This is a genomic window from Paenibacillus hamazuiensis (assembly GCF_023276405.1).
Lineage (GTDB): Bacteria > Bacillota > Bacilli > Paenibacillales > NBRC-103111 > Paenibacillus_AF > Paenibacillus_AF hamazuiensis.
Window position 1 is genome coordinate 4,981,391 of record NZ_JALRMO010000001.1, and the last position, 18,985, is coordinate 5,000,375.

An 18,985-nucleotide genomic window follows, 5' to 3' on the forward strand; every position below is an offset into this window, starting at 1 on the left:
GTTCGTCCACCTTGCAAACCATTTTCATTTTATGTTTATTGTACTATAATACAAGGAGAAGGGAGATGAAGCAAATGAGTGAAAATGCACAAAGCACGATCTATGACGAAGTCCAGGACGTGCTCGACAAGCTTCGTCCGTTCCTGCAGCGTGACGGCGGAGACGTTGAGCTGGTTGACGTAGAGGACGGCATCGTGAAGTTGAAATTGATGGGTGCTTGCGGCAGCTGCCCGAGCTCGACCATTACGCTGAAGGCCGGTATCGAGCGCGCATTGCTTGAAGAGGTTGAGGGCGTTACAGAAGTTATGCAAGTATTCTAAAAAATATAAGGCCCGGCTTTGCCTATACAGGCAAACCGGGCTTTTGTTTTTGGCGATGATACCGGCCTGTGGTTCCCCCAAAAATAATTGAACGGGCATCCCGTTACGATTTGAGCAAAGCGATCGGACGAATCGGATCGAGTCCGCCGGAGATGTCCAGCGTATTGCCGGTGACAAAGTCTGAATGCGGCTCGCACAAAAATGCGATCACCCGCGCAATGTCCTCTCCGGTGCCGGGACGGCCGCGCGGAGTTTCCGGGTCGGTCACGCCTTCCACATCGGCGATTGTCTTCTCTTTGTTCGCGCCGCGAATGTCGCCCGGGCAAATCATGTTCACCGTGATTCCGTGCTCGGCTTCTTCTTCGGCGAGCGTCTTGGTGAACGAAACGAGCCCGACTTTGGCCGCCGCGTATACGGCGCGGTGCGGCCAGCCTCTCGCCTCGGCCGCATGGCCGAAGCCGAAATGAATGATACGCCCCCACTGACGCCGCCGCATCAGCGGCAGCACTAAGTAATCGAGCTGCATCACGCCGAGCAAATTGCCGCGGATCAAATATTCGATTTCTTCGGGAGTGTACTCGGCGAATCGTCTTCTTTCCCGGATAAACGGACCGGCATTGTTGACCAAAATATCGATGCGGCCGAACCGTTGCTCCGCCTCTTCGACCATACGCGAGATTTGTTCCGGCTTCGTAATATCGGCCTGGACGGTGAGGCAGTCGGCGCCGATGCCGCGTATCTCTTCCTGCAGCTCGGCCGCCTCCCGCTCGCTATGTACGTAACTTACGATAATATCGCAGCCCCGGCGGGCCAACGTCAGTGCAGTCATTTTGCCCAAACCTTTGGCGCTCCCCGTAATGAGAGCAACCCGGCGCTCCCCGTTCATCGCCCGCTCTTCCCCCTATCATGACCGACAATGTAGGTAAACACGGAAGTGACGACCTTGCAGGTCATCTCGTAAGCCGCCTGCAGATCCGCCATATTGTCCTCGATGTTTTCCACGTGCGTCCGCTTCTCCCGGGTTTGACGAGCTTCCATCGTCCTCATCAGATCGTCCAGCAAGTCGGCATTAAGCCAGTGAATTTCCATATTCCGCTGATTGCGGAGCCGCTGCATTTGCGGCTTATACTGCTGCTTCATTTCAAATAACGTCTGCTCGAGCGGAGCCCCGACTCCGCGCTGATGCATCGTCCGCAGTACGGTGAAGTAGGAAAAACGTTCCTTCACCTTCTCGGTTTCCAGCTCAAACAGCTCATTAAGAAAATAGCCGATTTTATCCAAAATGGCAAACAGACGGATGAATGCGTTTTTATAAAAGTAAATATGACGGTGATACGAGTCCCGCTCCTCTTCCGTCATCTCTTCCACAAACCGCTTGCCGACTCCTTCGCCGTAGCGGGCTGCGCAAAATATGCTTTGCTCCAGCTCGTCCAAGGCGCGCCCAAGCCCTTTGCTGAGAAGCCTGAGGCGCCCGGTTTTCACATTCTCCCGCGGTTCTTGGGGACTTCGCTTGGATAAGTGCTCCAAATAGGTTTCAATGGCGCGGCTTGCGTCCAGCAGCAATCCGTCGTCCACACGGCGAGGCTCGCCAAAAAGGTGTCTCAACATGATAACTGTCCTCCGGCTTAGGCGGTATCCCGCTCATAAAAGGGTAATTTCAGTATTGCCCCTTGCCTGGAAACATAGTCTTCAGGAAAAATATTCCTTCCACCTGCGATCGACAAGCTCCACGATGTCTTCGCGCGGGAACAGCTCGTCCGGGTAACCGGGTTTCATACGCGCATCGATGACGATCGGCAGCTCGTAAGCGAGCCGGTTGCGGCGCACCTCCGCGTTCGCGTAAATGTCCGCGGCCGGGTTGAAGCGGGTGAACACCGTCCACAGGAACGGTGTTTGCCCCTGCGCGATCGCGGCGTCGTCCGCGACGATAACAAGCGGCCACGCCGTCAGCCGGTGGCCGGCCTGCTCGAGCAGCCGCTGCGGCAGCTCGGGATCGTCGGCGTAGGCTGCGCCCGCGACGACAAGGCAGCCGCGGCAGTAGACGGCGGCGGCGCGGATGCCCGGCAGCTCGCCCTCCATGTACACGGCGGGCAGGCTGCGCACCGGCTCGCCGACGCCCAGAAGCACGGCTTTGCTGCCGTGGTTCAGCCGATCGCCGGTATAGTCGAGCGTATCGTGCGATGTGTTGCCGAAGATCATCAGGTCCTGGTGCGGATCGAACCGCTCCAGGACGGCCTCCAGCAGCTGCGGGAAGTTCTCCAGCCGGACCGGTTGATCGGTCACGATCAGGAACTTCGTCAGCGTCAGCTGGCCTTCCCCGAGGATGCGGAAGGCGGAGGCGAGCGCTTCGCGCTTATAGCTCTCGCGGACGATGGCGGCCGCGAGCGGATGAAAGCCGGTCTCGGCGTACGTCCACAAGTCTTTGACCCCAGGCATCGCCATCGGAAATGCCGGTGACAACAGTCGCTGGAGAAATTCGCCGAGGTAGTAATCTTCCTGCCGCGGCTTGCCGACGATCGTAGCCGGGTAAATCGCGTCCTTGCGATGCCACACGTGATCGACATGGAACACGGGGAAATCGTGAGTCAGCGAGTAATAGCCGTAATGATCGCCGAACGGCCCTTCCGGCCGGCGCTCGTGCGGCGGCACTTTGCCGCAGATCGCGAATTCAGCCTCGGCGACGATGCGGTGGGGCGCCCCGGTCGGATCCGCCGCAACCGGCAGCTTGGCGCCGAGGATGAGCGACGTGAGCATAAGCTCCGGCAGATGCTCGGGCACCGGCGCGATCGCAGAGGCGATCAGCGCAGGGGGACCGCCGAGGAACACGGTCACGGGAAGCGGCTTGTTCCGCTTTTCCGCTTCGTGATAATGGAAACCGCCGCCTTTATGGATTTGCCAGTGCATGCCGGTCGTCCGATCGTCGTAAATCTGCATCCGGTACATGCCGAGGTTGTGATGCCCGTTTTCCGGATGCTCGGTATATACGAGCGGCAGCGTAATAAACGGGCCTCCGTCCTCCTGCCAGCACGTAAGCACCGGCATGCCGGCGAGCGGCGCCGATTTGTTGCACACCTGCAGCACCGGGGCGGCCGTCGGGGGCACCTGCTTCGTGCCGATTTTCATCAGGTCGAAAATAAGCTGCCGCTCGTTCCACAGCGCCTTCGGGGTCGGCGGAATGAGCGTGTCCATCGCGCCGACCACCTGGCGCATGAACTGCTCCGGCTTCGGCCCGAAGGCAAGATCGACGCGGCGGCTTGTGCCGAACAAATTCGTCACAACGGGAAACTTGCTTCCTTTGACATTGGTAAACAGCAAAGCGGGCCCTTGCTCGTCAATGACCCGGCGGTGAATTTCCGCGATCTCCAGGTTGGGATCGACAGCTGCGGAAATTTCCGTCAGCTGCCCTTCTTTTTTCAAAACGTCCAAAAATGCTCTTAAATTCGGGTGATTCATACGTTGCTCCCTTCCACGGCGTTTGCTTCTGCAGGGTGGACCGCATGCGCCTGAAGCGCGATGACGGTCAAATAGCTGAGGACACCGAAAAGGATGGAAATCAGCGTCGTATGAAGGAGGCTCGCCAGCAAATACCAGTCGTATCCCATCGTGAGCGTCACCAGTCCTCCGCTCAAAATTTGTGCGACGACCAGGATGACGGACCATTTAACGGCGCCGTACACGGAGTCCGTGCGTTTATACAGCTTCGCTGCGGTTCTCCAGAGCAGCAGCAGGAGGATGAGCAGGCCGAGGGCCGCTATCCGGTGGGTAAAGACGATGCCGGTTTCTCCGGACAGCTCCGGGATCACTTGACCGTTGCACAGCGGCCAGCCGAGGCAGCCTCCGGACGCTTCCGCGTGACGCACGTATGCGCCCAAATAGACGACGCCGTAGCAGTATAACGCAATCATCCAGATGCCCCAGCGGAACCCTCCCGGCATGGAGATGCCGGACGGGTCCGTCTGCCGCTTTGAGAAGCATAACGCCAGCAGCAGCGTAAACGAAAACGCCAGCAGCGAGAAGCCGAAATGCAGCGCCAGCACCGGCGACGATTGCGGCCACATGACGGCCATGGCGCCGAGAATCGCCTGCAGGAATGTAAAGAAAAGTCCGCCTATTGCATACCATCTCGCGTCTTTGCGCCGGGTTGCCATAAACGCCAATATCGTCGCGGCCAGCATCAGCAGTCCGGCGATCCCCGCCACGAAGCGGTGGCTGTATTCGATCATCGACTCGATCGTGTAAGCGGGAACGAATTTGCCGTTGCACAGCGGCCAATCGTCGCCGCAGCCGCGGCCCGATTCGGTCTTGGTCACAAGCGCGCCCATCAGCAGGACGAGAAACATAAAGATCATCGTGGCGTTCGACGTATATTTCACGAGAGCGTGAAGCCTGTCGTTTCTTGAGGTAGTCGCTTTGTTCATGCGTGCACCTGCTTTGTTTTAATGTCGCGAATGAAGTCGTTTTTCATCCAACTACCATTATAGCCTTCTTGGAAGGGCAATTCCACGCGCAATTGTTACAAAGCGTTGAAGGTGCATAGCGCCGATTTGTCCGGACTATGCGAGTCGACCTTTCGCGCTGCTCTCTGCCGCGCAATCGGCCTGATAGGCGGTTTTTCCGCCTCTCGGGCGCCTCGGCGGCACGACCTTTCGGCTGTTAGCCGGTTTTTCCGCCTCTCAGCCTATGGCAAAAAAAAGAAGCCGCTACAATAGCGGCTCCTCGTATACTCACTCGCCTGCAACGCGGCTCCATAAATCCTCGGCGATGCGCTTGAACACCAGCGACTGCTCCCACCGGTCTGACCACTCATCATGCGAGCCGGCGCTGGGCAGTCCGCTTCGCGTGATCGCATAATGACGGCCGATTTCGCATACGAATGGGAGCACGTCGCCGGGCTGCGCCTGCTCGCGCCAGTAGCGCATGCCGCGTTCCCACCATCGCTTGAAAGGCTCCGCTTTCGGATGGTCCCCGTCCGGGCCGATGTCGATCTGGATCTGCTCGGCGTTGCTCACCCTTGCGTGAATCGAAGCGGTTCTCCTCAGCAATTCGTCGAAATAAGGCTCCGCTTCCTCCGCAGAGTGCATTTCCCCGGCAAGCACGTAATGGGAAAAATCGATCGTCAGCCGCAAATTCGGCAGCCGCCTGGCGTATTCGACCGTGCGCAGCACGTCTTGCGTCACTTTCCCGCGATGCGTCTCCACGTAAAACGGGATGCCGGATAGTTCCGCCTCCTCGATCAAGTCAGACAGCAGCGCGACCGCCTTATCGCCGACCGTAAAGCTGCTGCCGACCTGCGCGTTGATGTACGTCACATCAAATTCCTTCGCCCGCTTCAGAAACTCGCGAAAATCATCGCGTCCGTACGGAAAGCTCTCAACGCCGAACGTAAATTTGTATCTCTCCTGCAGTTCGCGCCACAATTTTTCCTTGCCCGGTTCGGGAAGTCTGCCAAATACGCCGGTAAATCCGGCTTCCGCCATACGTTCGAACTTCTCCTCCAGGGACCATTCCCGGCCGGCGCCGCCGTAACCGTCAAGCGCCCATATCGCCTGATACACAGCCATTTGGGGCGGCCCGGATGGCGTCAAAACTTCCATACTTATCATCCCCTTCATACGTAACGTTCTCCCGCGAGCGTCACTCCCACACCCCGCAAGATGCCGTAACAGCAGCCCGACCGCTTAAAACTCAGTGCGGATACAGCGCCTCGTATTCAACACCGCAAGGCCCGCCGTCCGGATTCGCTTCCAGATCGATGGCGCTGCCGTCTGCGCGGAATAACGGCCGGTAATGATTGCCGATGCGCGTGGCCGACTCGTTAGCGTAGTGGCAAATAAACGCGCGGCGGAACCGGTCCTTCGTTTTGTTGCGATAAGAGCCGTGGATCAGGTTGCCGTTGAAAAACAGCACATCCCCCTTATCCATAACGGCGGGTACAGCCTGCTGATCCTTCGGCGGCTTCACGAAATGCGTCGTAAACGATTCCTGCGCGTCGGCGAGCTCGGGACAAACGATCTCGTAGTTGTTCGTTTTGGGGACAACGAGCAGCCCGCCGTTCTCCTCATCCGCCGGATCGACCGCCGTCCAAGCGGCGATACAGTTCCCCGGCTCGACCTTCAAGTAAAAATTGTCCTGATGCAGCGCCTGTCCCCGTGAGCCCGGCGGCTTGTAATAAAACATGCTCTGCGCGGCAAGGGGCTCCTCCTCGTATAAATCTCTCAGCACATCCAGAACAGGCTTGTGCAGCAAATACTTTTTGGCGGTATCGTTAAAACGGTGCGGGTGCATCACGCGCGGATAACGTTTAAGCGGATCCGTCACAGGCGAGCTTAGGTCCGGCATGAAATGACCGGGAATCGTTTGGTGGCTGATTTGTTCGAACGTTTCCTCAATTTCCTGCAGATCGGCCTCGCTAAACAGCCCCTTTACGATCAAATAACCTTCTGTCTCAAAATGACGCTTTTGTTCCGGGGTAAGCGCGCGCAGCTCGTAAGCCATGGTCGATTCCTCCTCAGTGTGACTGTATAAAATTCATTTCTCTCGTAATTATCTTAAAAAAAAGGCCGTCCGCTTAAAAGTAACAATCTCGCTAATTACTATTGCAATCCTGCTATTTTTGAATCAATTGCCGAGTTTAACTAATTGTAATATGCTATAAATAAATCGCCGCCAGAAAAGGAGACCGCAGCCTCATGAAGCACTACAATACTCCCGACTCCTACGGACAGCCGATCCCCGGCGTGATCGTGGCCGGGCATTTTTCCGAAAAAGATCAATATCACGTTCACCGCCCCGACGGTATGCGGGATTTCCTCATCACTCTGACGCTGCGGGGAGAAGGGTATTTTATCGCAAGCGGGGTCCGGCAAATTTGCCGTGCGGGAGATTTGACGATCCTCAAGGGGAGCGTACCGCATCAATACGGGACGTGCCGCGGAGAAGAGTGGAATTTCGTATGGGCGCATGTTTCGCCGGAGCTGGTCGAGACGGCGTTCGGCGCAGCGAACGAGTGCTTGATCCTGCCGATCGACAACCCGGTTTTAAGGAGGCGTATGTTCCGCGCGTTCAAAAAGGTGATCGCCGACGCCCATGAGCGCAGGCCGTACTGGCATGAATTATGCCAAAACGCGCTGTTGGAAATTTTGCTTTTGCTGAAGCAGCGGCAAACCCACCATATGGACCCTCGCATTGAGCAGGCGCTGAACCTCATGTCGGCGCAAATGAAAAAGCCCCTGCTTGTCGCGGAGCTCGCAAGGGCGGTCGGCCTGTCTTCTTCACGGCTCTCTCATCTGTTTAAAGAGCACGTGGGCCTCTCGATCGTCGAGGCGCTGAACCGGATGCGGCTCGATCAGGCCGCGCTGCTGCTGGAGCATACGGAACGGGGACCGATGGAAGTCGCATACGATGTCGGTTTTCAAAACTACAACCACTTCTCCCAACTGTTTCGCAAACGGTTCGGGATGAGTCCGAGAGTTTACAAAAACGGCAAATCGGCCGGCGGAGAAGCATCCGGTGCGCTGAAGTGAAGCTGCCTTGCAACCGCGCCGGGCCGCGCTTTCGGGATCGCTCCCCGCACGCCGGGCCGCACTTCGCGATCGCTCGCCGCACGCCGGACTGCACTTCGTGATCGCTCTTCGCACGCCGGACCTCTCCAGGCAGCACCGCTGAATGCGAATAAACGCAAATTGTTGTTTTATCGCCGCCTGACGCCCCCTCTTTCATCTCAATAAGCATAAATTCTTGTACTAATCTGCCGTAAACGCCAATAATCTGAGCCCAGCGCCAAAATTAACCAAGGGATTGCGTTTATTTGTTCCATATTGCTCTCTTGGGGTGGAATAAGACAAGTATTTGCGACTATCGTCGCAAACGTTCGAACGCCCCCTCAGCCTATTCTACCTACGCTATCCCGAAGGCGCCTTTCGCGCCTTCACATCAGCGGATGGCGGATCGTCGCCTTGCAGCCGCCGTGCTCTCTGTTTTCGAGCGTCACGCCGTACTTCATGCCGAAGCGGATTTTCAGCCGCTGGTTTACGTTGTACAGGCCGACGCCGCCGGTCTCGCCCGGCTGCAGGTTCGGGCGGTTCATGCGGGCCGATGCCTCCTCGGAGCAGCCGGGGCCGTTATCCTCGACGATGCAGACCAGATCCTCTCCTTCGATAAAGACGCGAATGAGAATTTTGCCCCGGCCGGACTGCAGCTTGTTCATGCCGTGGCGCACCGAATTTTCGACAAGCGGCTGAATGATCAGCTTCAAAATCGGCACGTTCAGCGCGCGCGGCTGGACGCTGACGACGACCTGGAACGTATCGGGGCTGCGCAGCGACTCGATGCTCAGGTAGCTTTTCACATGCTCGATCTCGCGTTCGACGGTCGTAAATTCTTCCCCGTTATTGATGCTGTACCGGATCAGATTGCTGAGCGACGTGACCATCTCCGCAATCGTCTGCTCCCGAACGTGATCGGCCCGCCATTTGATCGCATCCAGCGTATTGTACAAAAAATGCGGGTTGATCTGGTGGATGAGCATCTGCATTTCCGTCCGGGACTTGTCGGCCTCCATCTGCTTCGTCGTCTCGAGCAGCTCCTCCATGCCGTAGATCAGGGAGTTGTAGCCGCGCGTAAGCTGGCCGATTTCGTCCCGTCTGTCCGCATATTTATCGCTTGGAACAAGCTGGCCGAGCTGGGCTTTTTTCATCTGGGCGACCACGTATTTGATCGGCGAAATAAAGCTGTTTGTGACCAGCGCCAGCAAAATGGATATCAGTCCGATACTGGCGAGCGCAAGCAGCAGGGAAACGCGCCGGATGTTCTCCACCGGACCGATCAGATCTTTTTCCGGGATGGCCGCCACAAGCGTCCACGGCACTCCGGTCAAGGGAATGTCGGACAGGAACATTTTCTCCCCCGGGGTCATTTCCCCGCGGGGACTGGCGAGGAGCACGTTTCCGTTCTCGTCCGCAATGTCATGCCGGAAGTTCGGATATTCGAACGGAGCGATCAACTGCTGGCTGACCTGAAAGCCGGACATGCTCAGCTGGATGACGGCGAGAGGGCGCAAATCGGACATCGCCCGTATAAGCCGGACGAACACAAACGATCCGCCTTCGGCATACCAGTACCCTCGGCCCTCCAGCTCAAGCGCCTGGCGTATCCGTTCCGGACCGGATAACAAAGGTCCCGAGCGGAGCAGCGCTGAGTATGCCGCATACCTAGTTTCGTCCGCCGGATAGATCGCGAGGTCGTAGCGTCCTTTCAAATCGTTAATGAGCGAAAGCGATCTGCTCAGAAACAGCCGGTCCTCGAGCGCCGTATCCAGCACCTCGAGCTTTTGGGAGGCGATGATCGACTCCGAGTGCAGCTCGGCCTGCTTGAAATACTGCTCGAGCCGCAGCCGGTTTTGCTGCAGGTTTTCCGTCAGCAGCCCGCTGGTCACCTGCTCGATTTGCCCGCTGGCCCGATTGAAATACCAGTACCCCAAAAACGTTACCGGAATCAGAACGGATAGAAACAGGAGAATGAACATTTTGACGAACAACGTGTTGTTTTCAATTCTAAACGCTTTCATTTCCCATACCGATACTCCTTTGGCGTCATGTTCGTTCTTTTTTTGAACAGCTTGCCGAAGTATTGGATCTCCTGGTACCCGATTTTTTCGGCGATTTCGTATATTTTCATATTCGTGTCGCGCAGCATCGTCTTCGCTTTCTCGATCCGCACCCCTGTCAAATAATCGAGAAACGTCTGCCCCGTCTCTTTCTTGAACAGCTTGCTCAGCCATACCGGGTGAATGTCGAGCTCGTCGGCGACGCTTTGCAGCGTGATCGCTTGACCGTACTTCTCTTCGATGATCCTCTTCGCCTTGTCGATGTTAAAGTTGTGCACCCCCGGCTGATGCTGGTGAGCCAGCTTCATCAGCTCGGACAGATGCTCCTGCAGCAGCTGCCGCAGATCGTCCGGCGTCTCGCAGCGCTCCGCCTTTTCCCAAAGCTCGAGCGGAAAATGACTGACGTCCATGTCGACCTTTTCAGCCAAACAGCCGTGAACCTCCAGAATCCATTCGAAGCATTTGACCGACAAATCTCCGGGTTTATTCACATCCGCATCCAGCATAAAATGGTGAACGGCCTCCTCCAGCCATCGGCCGACCTCCTCGCTGCTGCCTTCCAGCACGCTGTCAGCCACCCGCTCGCTGAGGTGATGGATGCTGCCGACTCCGGAACGGTCCGCAATTTCCGGGTAACCGACGATCCGCCGCTTGCTGTCCAGCAGCGATACTTTCAAAGCCTTCTGCGCCTGCTCGTACGCTTCGGAAATGCCTTGAAAGGAATGCATTTTATCGCTGATGCCGATGGCGGGATGAATGCGTTGAAACTTCACGACCCGCTCGTAGATGTCCTGCGCGATCGACCGCTCCTCCTCCCAAGCGGTAATGATCACCCAGTCATGATGAATGCTGCGGATCATGACGGACGGCTGGTATCCCGCAAGCACCTCTTCGGCGATATTGCCGATTGCAAACAGCGCCAGGTTAATGTCCTGATCGCGCTTGCCCCGCAGGCTTTCCTTATTCAGGCTAAGCGAAATGACGACGTACGAATGCGTCTCCAGCCAGTGCAGATTCCATACCTGCAGCCGGTGGTGGATATGCTCCTGCAAAGCCGTCTTTTGCAGACACAGACCGAGCACGAACCGTTCCTTCAGCGCCTCCGCGCCGAGCCGGGCGTAGTCGGTTTGATGCCTGAGCTGTTCCATGCTCGCCCGCTCTTTTTGTACCATATCGTATACGGCGGCGATTTTTTCAATGAGCTCCTCCTTGCGGACCGGCTTTAAAATATAATCGACAGCGCCGAGCTGCAGGCTGCGCTGGGCGTAAGCGAAGTTGTTGTAGCTGCTGATCACGATGACCTTCGGGCGGTATCCCGCCGCTCGCACCGCTTCCAGCATATCGAGTCCGGTCATTTCCGGCAGCAGAATGTCCGTCAAAATGATCTCCGGATGATGCTCCGCAATCATCTCCAAACCTTCCTCAGCCGAGTGGGCGGCCAATATCCGCTCGAAGGGCAGCCCGCTCATCTGGGCGGCCTCGACTATGCCTTTTAAAATATCGACTTCATCTTCAACGACAATGATGTTCACCTTCCGTCCCCCCTGTATGTCTGTCGCTGCCCCGAAGCCCTCTTGCATTTCCCGCGTATCGTTCATCGGGAATCTCTTACCAAGTAGTATACCCGGGACCGGCGCAGACCGTATACATGAAACGCGAGAAAGAAGACCTGCATGGCGGAGCCATGGGTCTTCTTACGGGTGATGCCCGGCGGTTATCCTTTGACCGAGCCGAGAGTGATTCCTTTGATAAAGCTTCTTTGCAGCAGCAGGAAAAACAAAATCATCGGCACGGCCGCCATCGACGCACCGGCCATCGCGTAGCCGTAGTTCACGTTGTTTTCGGAGTACGTGATCGTGGATATGCCAAGCGGCAGGGTAAGCTTCGCTTTCGACTGCAAAATGATCAACTGCCACAAATAATCGTTCCACGTGTGCATAAACGCAAAGATCGCCAGCGCCCCGAGCGCGGGCAGCAGCAGCGGAAGTACGATCGTGCCGAAAATACGCAGCTCCCCGGCCCCGTCGATCGTCGCCGATTCGATGATCTCGTCCGGGATCGTCTTGGCGAACTGACGTACGATAAACACGCCGAAAGGGAACGCGACCGCCGGCAGGATGACGCCCCAGTAGCTGTCGATGAGGCCGAGCGTACGGCAGACGATGTACAGAGGGACGAGCGTCACCTGGGTCGGCATCATCATGGTAGCGATGACGACGAAAAACAGGATCTTGTCGCCGGGAAATTTCCGCTTGGCGTAAGCGTATCCGGCCATCGCCGAAAACACGACAACCAGCAGCACCGTCACAAGGCTCGTAAACACGCTGTTGAACATCCACGTCAAGGCCGGGGTCGTTTTGACTATATGCTCGTAATTCAGCAGCCGAAACTGGGAAGGAAACCATTCCGGCGGCAGCTTCCAGATCGCCACCTGGGTTTTGAACGATCCCGTGATCATCCAATACAGCGGAAATACAAATACGACGGAGAGCAGCAGCAAAAACGCGTATCTGGAAATAACATGCAGTTTCATCGCTTCGGCCCCCTCCTTAATCCAGCTTCGATCTCAGCATCCGGAACTGCAGCAGCGAGATCACGAGGATGATGAAGAACAGAATCACGCTTTGCGCCGACGCTTTGCCGAACTCCAGCGATACGAACGCCGTACGGTAAATGGTGTACACGAGCGATTCCGTGCCGTGGAAAGGACCGCCGCTCGTCAGCAAATGGATGACGACGAAAATTTGGAACACGCTGATCGTCGAGGTGACGACAATGAGCAGCGTCGTATGTGCGATCATCGGCAGCGTGATGCTGAAAAACTGCTTGACCGGCCCGGCCCCGTCGATATCCGCCGCTTCATAAAGCTCCTTCGAAACGCCGTCCATTCCGGACAAGTACAAAATGATCGGCTGCCCGACCATCCAGGTGATGACGATGCCGGAAAGCGCCAGTATAGCGCTGAGCTGGGTGGAAAACACATCGACCGCTCCGAAGCCAAGCAGTTCGCCGAAATATTTGACGATACCGAAGCTCGGATTGTACATCCAGCCCCATACGAGCGACAGCACAACCGGCGTGCTGACGACCGGCAAATAAAACACGAGCCGAAAGAAGCTTTTCGCATGTTTATGAAATCCTTGCATGAAGGCCGCCACCACAAGCGATAAAATGACGACGCAAGGAACGATGATCAGGACGAAATAAAACGTGTTGGCGAACGATTTGCGGAACAACTCCTCGCCGAACAGCTTGCTGTAGTTGCTGAAGCCGACAAAGCTCGATTTGTAAATATCGGCCTCGAAAAAACTGAGGTAAAACGTATAAAACAGCGGAATCACCAAAAATGCGGTCAAAAACAGCAGATTGGGACCGATAAACAGGTAGCTCCACAGCGTGTTGCGCAGCTTCATCGGATGACACCTCCATTATTACACCCGGAGATCGGAGCCCCCGGATATTCATACCTGGCCTCGCACAGATTCCTGGCGCTAAAGAAAACACTTCGCCCCAGCGCTGTGAGACAGACTAGGACGAAGTGTTCGTCACAAGGGTTGGTTACTTCTTGGCTGCCAGTTCGTTTGCATTTTTAACGAAATCGTCAAGCGCCTGCTTCGGGCTCTTAGCCTTCAGGAAAGCGGCCTGCATTTCGGGATAAAACTTCTGTCTGAGCGTCGAGAAGTAGGCGCGGTTTTTGCCAAGGTCGACGATTTCCGTCTTGTTGAGCAGCTCGAACACCTCGGAAGCGTCCTTGTTCTTGATTTCATACGTACCGGATTTGCGCGCCGAAATGCCGTACAAGGACTTGTTGATTGCCTTGATATTATCCGGCTGCACGAGGAATTTCACAAATTCGATCGCCGCTTTTCTTTTCTCCTCGTCCTTTTGCTTAAAGATCGCATAACCGTTTTCGCCGGTGATCGTCAACTTCGGAGTTACGCCTTCCTTGGTGACCGGGAGTATGCCGTAAGGTTCTACGGACGGGTCGACCGCGCCGTTTTTCTTGCCGGCTTCGATGTCTCCGTACACCGGGGACGTATGATTCAAAATCGCCAGCTTGCCCTGCTTGAACAGCTCGAAGTTGGCGTTGACATCCATTGTCGCTGTGCCCGGAGCTACGAGCCCTTCGTCCGCCAGCTGCAGCATGAAGCTGAGCGCCTCTACGCCTTCCGGACTGTTAATCGTATACTGGCTGAAATCTTTGTTCGCCCACTGCGCGCCTGCCGCGAGCAGATTGCTGACCATTAGCTGGTCCGCCTGTTCGTTTTTGGCAAAGTAAGCGATGCCGTACGTGTTTTTATCCGCGACCTTTTTCAAGGCGTCTTTCATCTGGGTCCAAGTCCACGTCCGGTTTTTCGGCAGCTCGACCCCTTTTTTCTCGAAAATCGTTTTGTTCAGAAAAACGACCTGCGGCGTACTGCCGGTCGGCAGCGCATACAATTTATCGTTGATCGTGCCGATGTTGAGGAACGCTTCTTTCCAGTCCGCCTTGTCATCCTTCACCACATCGTTCAAATCTTCCAGAACGCCGTTTCTTGCGTGTTTGCTGATGCGGATCGGGATGTTATCGTACAAAATATCCGGCGGGTTGTTGCCCGCTACGGCCACGTTCACCTTCTGCTCGATTTCGGAAAACGGTACGGATTCCACGTTGATCGTAATGTTCGGGTGCAGCTTCTGGAATTCCTTCGCCTTCGCTTTTTCCCAATCTCCGTAGTTTTTGCTGTCGTACCCCTCGATATCCTTGAAGCCTGTTCCCGCCCACATCGTCAGCGTAATCGGCTTGTCCGCCGGAGCGGCGGCTTTGCCTCCGTCCGCTTGCGGTTTCGCTTCCGGACCTGCGCCGCAGCCTGCGGCTACCGCCGCGGAAAGTACGAGAAGAGCGGTTCCTTTGATCATTTTCTTTTTCATGGTGTCACCCCTGTTTTTTGTTAACTTCACTTATGAATTGATTGGTTAACCTGATTATAAGAAAAAGGGCGGGTGAATTTAACATGCGTATTTTAGCGTTTGTTAGTAGAGATTTAGTGTGCCCCCTAAAACGCAGGAGCCCCCCCCCCCCTAAACAAGATGACCGAGCGTCACAAAGGGGAATGAAAATGGGCGCCATCGTCTATTTTTCCATCAAATCCCCCGCCGGGGGGGACCCCAGGCGCCCCAAGCGCCCTGGACCCGCCCGCCGGAAGCGGGCGCTCGCTTCTAGTTCGCGTTTGCCCGCCATGGATTTTTTGCCTTCAGACAAAAAATTCTATGCCGGGCACGCTGTACTTTGGGAGCGTGATGCTGGGAGTGTGTCCGTGCCTCGGGTCCGCGTTTGTCCGTCACGATTCGGCTGACACCGAATTGGTGACGGACACGCTTTACTTGGGTCCCGGTGCTGATTGCCTTCTACTCTCTCCAAAGTTGGTCCATAAACGCAAAAACTGGGTTTATTTCATGGTAGAACGTGCCAACACAGGTAAATAAACACAAAAATTTGGTTTATATTTTCCATTCGCGCCTGATATCAGTAGCTTTAGCCGGCATAGTACAATTTATTGCGCTTATTTGCCCCGAGCCGAAGCAAATCGAGGACAATAATACAAGAAATTGCGTTTATCCTTGCATTAACAGGCATTACGTTCCATGTCGCAGAAAACTAAGCCGGTCCGCCAAATTTCCCAGTCGTAACAGGTTCGACCGAATGTGGGAAGGACCATTACCGCCCCGTAGAGAAAATCGTCGCTGCTAATTCGCGTTTCCCCGTCTCGAGTCGGCTGAAGCGAATTGGTGACGGGCACGCTTTACCTGCGCCAAACAAAAAAACATCCCGCCCACGGAAAAGCCGGGGCGGGATGTGGCGATCGAGGTTACTTTGCAGCGCCCGCTTCAAAGCGGTGGCGGCGCAGCACGTCGTTATGCTCGTAATAGGCTTCGATTTGCTTACGTTCCTCTTGCGTAAACTGCTTAAGGGGCTGGCGAACGGCCGGAGACGCAAAGACGCCCTGCAAATACAGCATGTATTTCTCGTACGGAATGACGTCGAATTGAATCATGTGGGCGATGATGGCGTTAGCATCCGCTTGCATCGCCTGCAGCGTTGACATGTCGGGCCGCTTTTCTTTGGAGATGAGGTCGTACATTTGTGCGAACAAGTTCGGCATCATGTTGAACGTGCTGCCGATTGCTCCGTCCGCGCCGGAGTAAGCGCCGCCGGTGTACACTTCGTCGTGGCCGTTGAAGATCAGGAAATCTTTGCCGCAGCGGGCGCGGATTTGCTGCATTTCGAACAGGTTCAGCGAAGTGAACTTCACGCCAAGGCATTGCGGATGACGGCTCATCTGCTCATAGAAATCCATCGACAAGCTGACGCCCGTCGCCCCCGGGAAATGGTATACGATCATCGGCAGCGAGACCGCGGCCATAATCGCCTCATAATGCTCGCGGATTTCCTTCATCGTCACTTTATAATAAAACGGCACGACCGCCGACACGGCGTCTACTCCCTGCTGTTCGGCATGTTTGGCGAGCATGATCGACTCTCTCGTGCTGATGCATCCGATGTGGGCGATGACCGTCACCCTGCCCTTCGTCGTCTTCACAACCGTTTCCAGTACCTGCTTGCGCTCGTCGCTCGTTAAAATAAACCCTTCCCCGGTGCTGCCTCCGACATAAAATCCGCGGATGCCCTGCCCGATTTGATGCTCGACTAATTGCTCCAGCGATGCGAAATCGATCGAGCCGTCCTCATGCATCGGAGTGAGCAGGGCGGTAAAAATGCCGCGAAACGCATCGCGGTTAACGGTGTTTTTGCTCATTGTGCACGTTCCTCTCCTTTTTGCAACAGCCTTGAATGGAATGTTTTCATACCCGTATTGTAGTCGCTTCCACCTGACGGCATATTTCATATTTTTATAAATCGTTTCATTTCTTTACGAAAATGGAGGGAGTATAATAAAACTATCGATAATCCCATCAAAGTGAGTCTGCCGACAGGAGGTTTGGGCGAGCGCGATGTACCCCGAATATTTATTCGAATATCCCAATGTAGGCTCGGACTTTCCTTTTTATATGAAAAAAAAGCGATACACCTCCGTCCCTTCCCACCGCCACGATTTTATCGAGTTTTCGTTTGTGCTGGAGGGAAAGGGCAAGGAGCGGATCAACGGGGCTGAGCATCGCATGCAGCCGGGTACGATGGTGCTGCTGCTCCCTTATCAAGTGCACGATTACGCCGCGGATGCAGGCGATACGCTGCTGATGTACACCTGCAATTTCGATATGAAGCTGCTCACCGAAGGACCCGAAGCGGCATGGGGGGTGCACGATCTGCTCCTCGGGCGCAATCAGGCTCAGCCGGCTTTTATTCAGCTCACGGGGGACGCTTTGCAGGAAAATATGCGGCTGTGGGAGCGAATGCATAAAGAATATGAGTCTGCGCTGGCCTGGAAGCGGGTCATGCTGCGAACGCTGCTGCTCGAGGCGCTGACGCTGTTTGTCCGCAGCGTTGGAAATCAGGATGCGGATCCGGCAAATCCTCCTACCTCCGCAGCAGCCCGGGGAATTTGGTCCGTAGTGCAATATGTCAACGATCATTATTTGGAGCCGCTGTCGCTTGCCGCATTATCGGAACGGTTTCATATGCACCCGGCGCAGCTCAGCAAGCAGTTCGGGGAGACGTACGGCATCCATTTCGTCGATTTCCTGCACGAGCTGCGGATTCGCCATGCGTGCAGTCTGCTGCTCACCTCCGACCTGCCGATTTCGCAAATTGCCTACGAATCCGGCTTTTCCTCGTACCCGACGTTCTCCCGCGTCTTCCTGCGCATCAAAGGGATGACGCCGCGGCAGTATCGGGAAAAGCACGGGCGATAACCCGGGCACCGCTACAGTCTGTTATACCTGGGAGAGAAATAGATGAAAAAAACAGGAATTCTATACCTTTCATTTGTGCTCTTGCTTTTGGGAATAGCCGAGACGAAAACGGCATATGCTTGTCTCCCCGATCGGTCGGGGCTGGTAAAGGATGTGGAACGAAGCAAGGCCATCATCTACGGGGAGTCGTTTCCGTCAGCGAAAACGGCCGAAGGCCGCGCGTAAAAATAGTGGAATATGCCGGACCGGAAAAATGGCCGGAAACTTTGCAATTGCCCGCCACCCGTTCCGGCTTTAAGCCAGGATTAACTTGTCCGGACTTCTCCGACAAATTTCAAACGGGAGAGCGAAGAGTATTTTTGTTATCGGATACGGGGCCGCTTCGGTATTTGAATCCGCAGGGCAAAACTACAGTGCTCGTCGACGAGAGCGGTCAGGCGGACTTGTACACGTTTAAGCGGCCGGCCGGCGAATTGCTGCAGCATTTTGCGGAAAAGAATGGCCTCCCGATTCAAAATCCCGAACATAAGGAAGAAGCGGAGCAGCCTTTTACAGATGTGACACCCGGTCACTGGGCCGCGGACGATATTTCTTGGGGCAAAAACTACGGCATCATCGACGGTTTTGAAGACGGAGCTTTCCGGCCCGACGAACCGGTACGGCAGCTGCATTTTGCCGCGATGATGTTCAGGGCATTTCAATTTATGCCCGGCGGACGGCCGGATGACGTGGACAAAATGTTATGAATATATCCGGTCGATGAACTGGGATTTGCGGCGCGAGGAGCAAGGGAACTATCTGACCAGAGGCAAAGCGGCACAATTCGTTACGGGAACGATCGGCTTGAATTTGAGCGAGCGGCATGCGATGCGATATGTCCATGAAGATTGGAAAGTGATGACCGGGAAAAATGCGACCGGGGGGGTTTAAGCCGGAAGAAACGTTAACCCGTGCGGAAGCGATCCGGCTCATTTTCCATTTGTATGGTGAAAACAGGCCGTGGAAGCCTCGACCCGAATCGCCTACGAGAGTGTATACGGATTGACATAACGTTATCCTCGCGGTATCCCTTTTTATTCCCAAAAAACATATAATCATTGCCGGTTGCGTTGAGGCCTCGGGAGCGTGAGACTTGTATCACGGCAAAGCGCAGCCAGCCATACCAACTCCCTAATCCAGCACATCCCGGTGCGTCCATATCTTTTCA

General features: G+C 55.5%; 18 protein-coding genes. 6 read left to right on the forward strand and 12 right to left on the reverse strand.

Annotation, left to right across the window (positions count from 1 at the left end; translation table 11 throughout):
* The first annotated feature begins 74 nt into the window (after window positions 1-74).
* The gene (locus MYS68_RS21475) at window positions 75-320 is read left to right on the forward strand and encodes a NifU family protein (RefSeq protein ID WP_248927810.1); all 246 of its coding nucleotides are present in this window, start codon (window positions 75-77) and stop codon (window positions 318-320) included.
* Between the two features lie 103 nt (window positions 321-423).
* On the opposite strand, the gene MYS68_RS21480 is transcribed toward MYS68_RS21475, so the two are convergent.
* The 6 genes from MYS68_RS21480 to MYS68_RS21505 all read right to left on the reverse strand — a co-directional run bounded on the left by MYS68_RS21480 (window position 424) and on the right by MYS68_RS21505 (window position 6,815).
* Entirely contained in the window at window positions 424-1,206 is a 783-nt protein-coding gene (locus MYS68_RS21480; RefSeq protein ID WP_248927811.1) for an SDR family oxidoreductase, read from the reverse strand.
* Window positions 1,203-1,928 (reverse strand): Cthe_2314 family HEPN domain-containing protein, encoded by a 726-nt coding sequence (locus tag MYS68_RS21485; protein WP_248927812.1) that lies wholly within the window; start codon window positions 1,926-1,928, stop codon window positions 1,203-1,205. Before MYS68_RS21485 ends, MYS68_RS21480 begins: the two co-directional genes overlap by 4 nt.
* Before the next feature lie 81 nt (window positions 1,929-2,009).
* Window positions 2,010-3,773: a menaquinone biosynthesis decarboxylase gene (locus tag MYS68_RS21490; RefSeq protein WP_248927813.1), complete on the reverse strand. Its 1,764-nt coding sequence runs from the start codon at window positions 3,771-3,773 to the stop codon at window positions 2,010-2,012.
* Entirely contained in the window at window positions 3,770-4,738 is a 969-nt protein-coding gene (locus MYS68_RS21495) for a COX15/CtaA family protein (RefSeq protein WP_420852147.1), read from the reverse strand. The genes MYS68_RS21490 and MYS68_RS21495 overlap by 4 nt, the downstream gene beginning before the upstream one ends.
* A gap of 306 nt (window positions 4,739-5,044) precedes the next feature.
* Window positions 5,045-5,914, reverse strand: a complete 870-nt coding sequence (locus MYS68_RS21500) for a sugar phosphate isomerase/epimerase family protein (protein ID WP_248927814.1) — start codon at window positions 5,912-5,914, stop codon at window positions 5,045-5,047.
* 91 nt (window positions 5,915-6,005) lie between these two features.
* Window positions 6,006-6,815, reverse strand: a complete 810-nt coding sequence (locus MYS68_RS21505; RefSeq protein WP_248927815.1) for a phytanoyl-CoA dioxygenase family protein — start codon at window positions 6,813-6,815, stop codon at window positions 6,006-6,008.
* Between the two features lie 194 nt (window positions 6,816-7,009).
* On the opposite strand from MYS68_RS21505, the gene MYS68_RS21510 reads away from it, so the two are divergent.
* Window positions 7,010-7,843, forward strand: a complete 834-nt coding sequence (locus MYS68_RS21510; protein ID WP_248927816.1) for a helix-turn-helix domain-containing protein — start codon at window positions 7,010-7,012, stop codon at window positions 7,841-7,843.
* Window positions 7,844-8,247: 404 nt separating this feature from the next.
* Here MYS68_RS21510 and MYS68_RS21515 read toward each other — a convergent pair whose 3' ends face one another.
* From MYS68_RS21515 to MYS68_RS21540, 6 genes are all read right to left on the reverse strand, one after another.
* Entirely contained in the window at window positions 8,248-9,885 is a 1,638-nt protein-coding gene (locus MYS68_RS21515; protein ID WP_248927817.1) for a sensor histidine kinase, read from the reverse strand.
* Complete coding sequence (locus tag MYS68_RS21520; protein ID WP_248927818.1) at window positions 9,882-11,456, reverse strand: response regulator; 1,575 nt, start codon at window positions 11,454-11,456, stop codon at window positions 9,882-9,884. Before MYS68_RS21520 ends, MYS68_RS21515 begins: the two co-directional genes overlap by 4 nt.
* 182 nt (window positions 11,457-11,638) lie before the next feature.
* Window positions 11,639-12,457 carry a carbohydrate ABC transporter permease gene (locus MYS68_RS21525; RefSeq protein ID WP_248927819.1) on the reverse strand — a complete coding sequence of 273 codons (819 nt, stop codon included), beginning with the start codon at window positions 12,455-12,457 and terminating at the stop codon, window positions 11,639-11,641.
* A 16-nt stretch (window positions 12,458-12,473) separates the two neighbouring features.
* Complete coding sequence (locus tag MYS68_RS21530; RefSeq protein WP_248927820.1) at window positions 12,474-13,337, reverse strand: carbohydrate ABC transporter permease; 864 nt, start codon at window positions 13,335-13,337, stop codon at window positions 12,474-12,476.
* A gap of 145 nt (window positions 13,338-13,482) precedes the next feature.
* Window positions 13,483-14,835 carry an ABC transporter substrate-binding protein gene (locus MYS68_RS21535; protein ID WP_248927821.1) on the reverse strand — a complete coding sequence of 451 codons (1,353 nt, stop codon included), beginning with the start codon at window positions 14,833-14,835 and terminating at the stop codon, window positions 13,483-13,485.
* A 938-nt stretch (window positions 14,836-15,773) separates the two neighbouring features.
* A complete protein-coding gene (locus MYS68_RS21540) occupies window positions 15,774-16,721 on the reverse strand; it encodes an N-acetylneuraminate lyase (protein WP_248927822.1) in 948 nt (315 codons plus the stop codon).
* Between the two features lie 253 nt (window positions 16,722-16,974).
* Here MYS68_RS21540 and MYS68_RS21545 point away from each other — a divergent pair, with 253 nt between their 5' ends.
* From MYS68_RS21545 to MYS68_RS21560, 4 genes are all read left to right on the forward strand, one after another.
* The gene (locus tag MYS68_RS21545; RefSeq protein ID WP_248927823.1) at window positions 16,975-17,778 is read left to right on the forward strand and encodes an AraC family transcriptional regulator; all 804 of its coding nucleotides are present in this window, start codon (window positions 16,975-16,977) and stop codon (window positions 17,776-17,778) included.
* 42 nt (window positions 17,779-17,820) lie between these two features.
* Window positions 17,821-18,003, forward strand: a complete 183-nt coding sequence (locus MYS68_RS21550) for a hypothetical protein (protein ID WP_248927824.1) — start codon at window positions 17,821-17,823, stop codon at window positions 18,001-18,003.
* Window positions 18,004-18,137: 134 nt separating this feature from the next.
* A complete protein-coding gene (locus MYS68_RS21555) occupies window positions 18,138-18,524 on the forward strand; it encodes an S-layer homology domain-containing protein (protein WP_248927825.1) in 387 nt (128 codons plus the stop codon).
* Window positions 18,502-18,708 (forward strand): hypothetical protein, encoded by a 207-nt coding sequence (locus MYS68_RS21560; protein ID WP_248927826.1) that lies wholly within the window; start codon window positions 18,502-18,504, stop codon window positions 18,706-18,708. Before MYS68_RS21555 ends, MYS68_RS21560 begins: the two co-directional genes overlap by 23 nt.
* Window positions 18,709-18,985: the final 277 nt, after the last annotated feature.

Coding starts and splice junctions, on each gene's coding strand:
- MYS68_RS21525 (WP_248927819.1), bottom strand. CDS start 12,457: ATGAAACTGCATGTTATTTCCAGATACGCGTTTTTGCTGCTGCTCTCC.
- MYS68_RS21500 (WP_248927814.1), bottom strand. CDS start 5,914: ATGGAAGTTTTGACGCCATCCGGGCCGCCCCAAATGGCTGTGTATCAG.
- MYS68_RS21535 (WP_248927821.1), bottom strand. CDS start 14,835: ATGAAAAAGAAAATGATCAAAGGAACCGCTCTTCTCGTACTTTCCGCG.
- MYS68_RS21505 (WP_248927815.1), bottom strand. CDS start 6,815: ATGGCTTACGAGCTGCGCGCGCTTACCCCGGAACAAAAGCGTCATTTT.
- MYS68_RS21485 (WP_248927812.1), bottom strand. CDS start 1,928: ATGTTGAGACACCTTTTTGGCGAGCCTCGCCGTGTGGACGACGGATTG.
- MYS68_RS21480 (WP_248927811.1), bottom strand. CDS start 1,206: ATGAACGGGGAGCGCCGGGTTGCTCTCATTACGGGGAGCGCCAAAGGT.
- MYS68_RS21530 (WP_248927820.1), bottom strand. CDS start 13,337: ATGAAGCTGCGCAACACGCTGTGGAGCTACCTGTTTATCGGTCCCAAT.
- MYS68_RS21515 (WP_248927817.1), bottom strand. CDS start 9,885: ATGAAAGCGTTTAGAATTGAAAACAACACGTTGTTCGTCAAAATGTTC.
- MYS68_RS21550 (WP_248927824.1), top strand. CDS start 17,821: ATGAAAAAAACAGGAATTCTATACCTTTCATTTGTGCTCTTGCTTTTG.
- MYS68_RS21495 (WP_420852147.1), bottom strand. CDS start 4,738: ATGAACAAAGCGACTACCTCAAGAAACGACAGGCTTCACGCTCTCGTG.
- MYS68_RS21540 (WP_248927822.1), bottom strand. CDS start 16,721: ATGAGCAAAAACACCGTTAACCGCGATGCGTTTCGCGGCATTTTTACC.
- MYS68_RS21545 (WP_248927823.1), top strand. CDS start 16,975: ATGAAAAAAAAGCGATACACCTCCGTCCCTTCCCACCGCCACGATTTT.
- MYS68_RS21560 (WP_248927826.1), top strand. CDS start 18,502: ATGACGTGGACAAAATGTTATGAATATATCCGGTCGATGAACTGGGAT.
- MYS68_RS21490 (WP_248927813.1), bottom strand. CDS start 3,773: ATGAATCACCCGAATTTAAGAGCATTTTTGGACGTTTTGAAAAAAGAA.
- MYS68_RS21475 (WP_248927810.1), top strand. CDS start 75: ATGAGTGAAAATGCACAAAGCACGATCTATGACGAAGTCCAGGACGTG.
- MYS68_RS21510 (WP_248927816.1), top strand. CDS start 7,010: ATGAAGCACTACAATACTCCCGACTCCTACGGACAGCCGATCCCCGGC.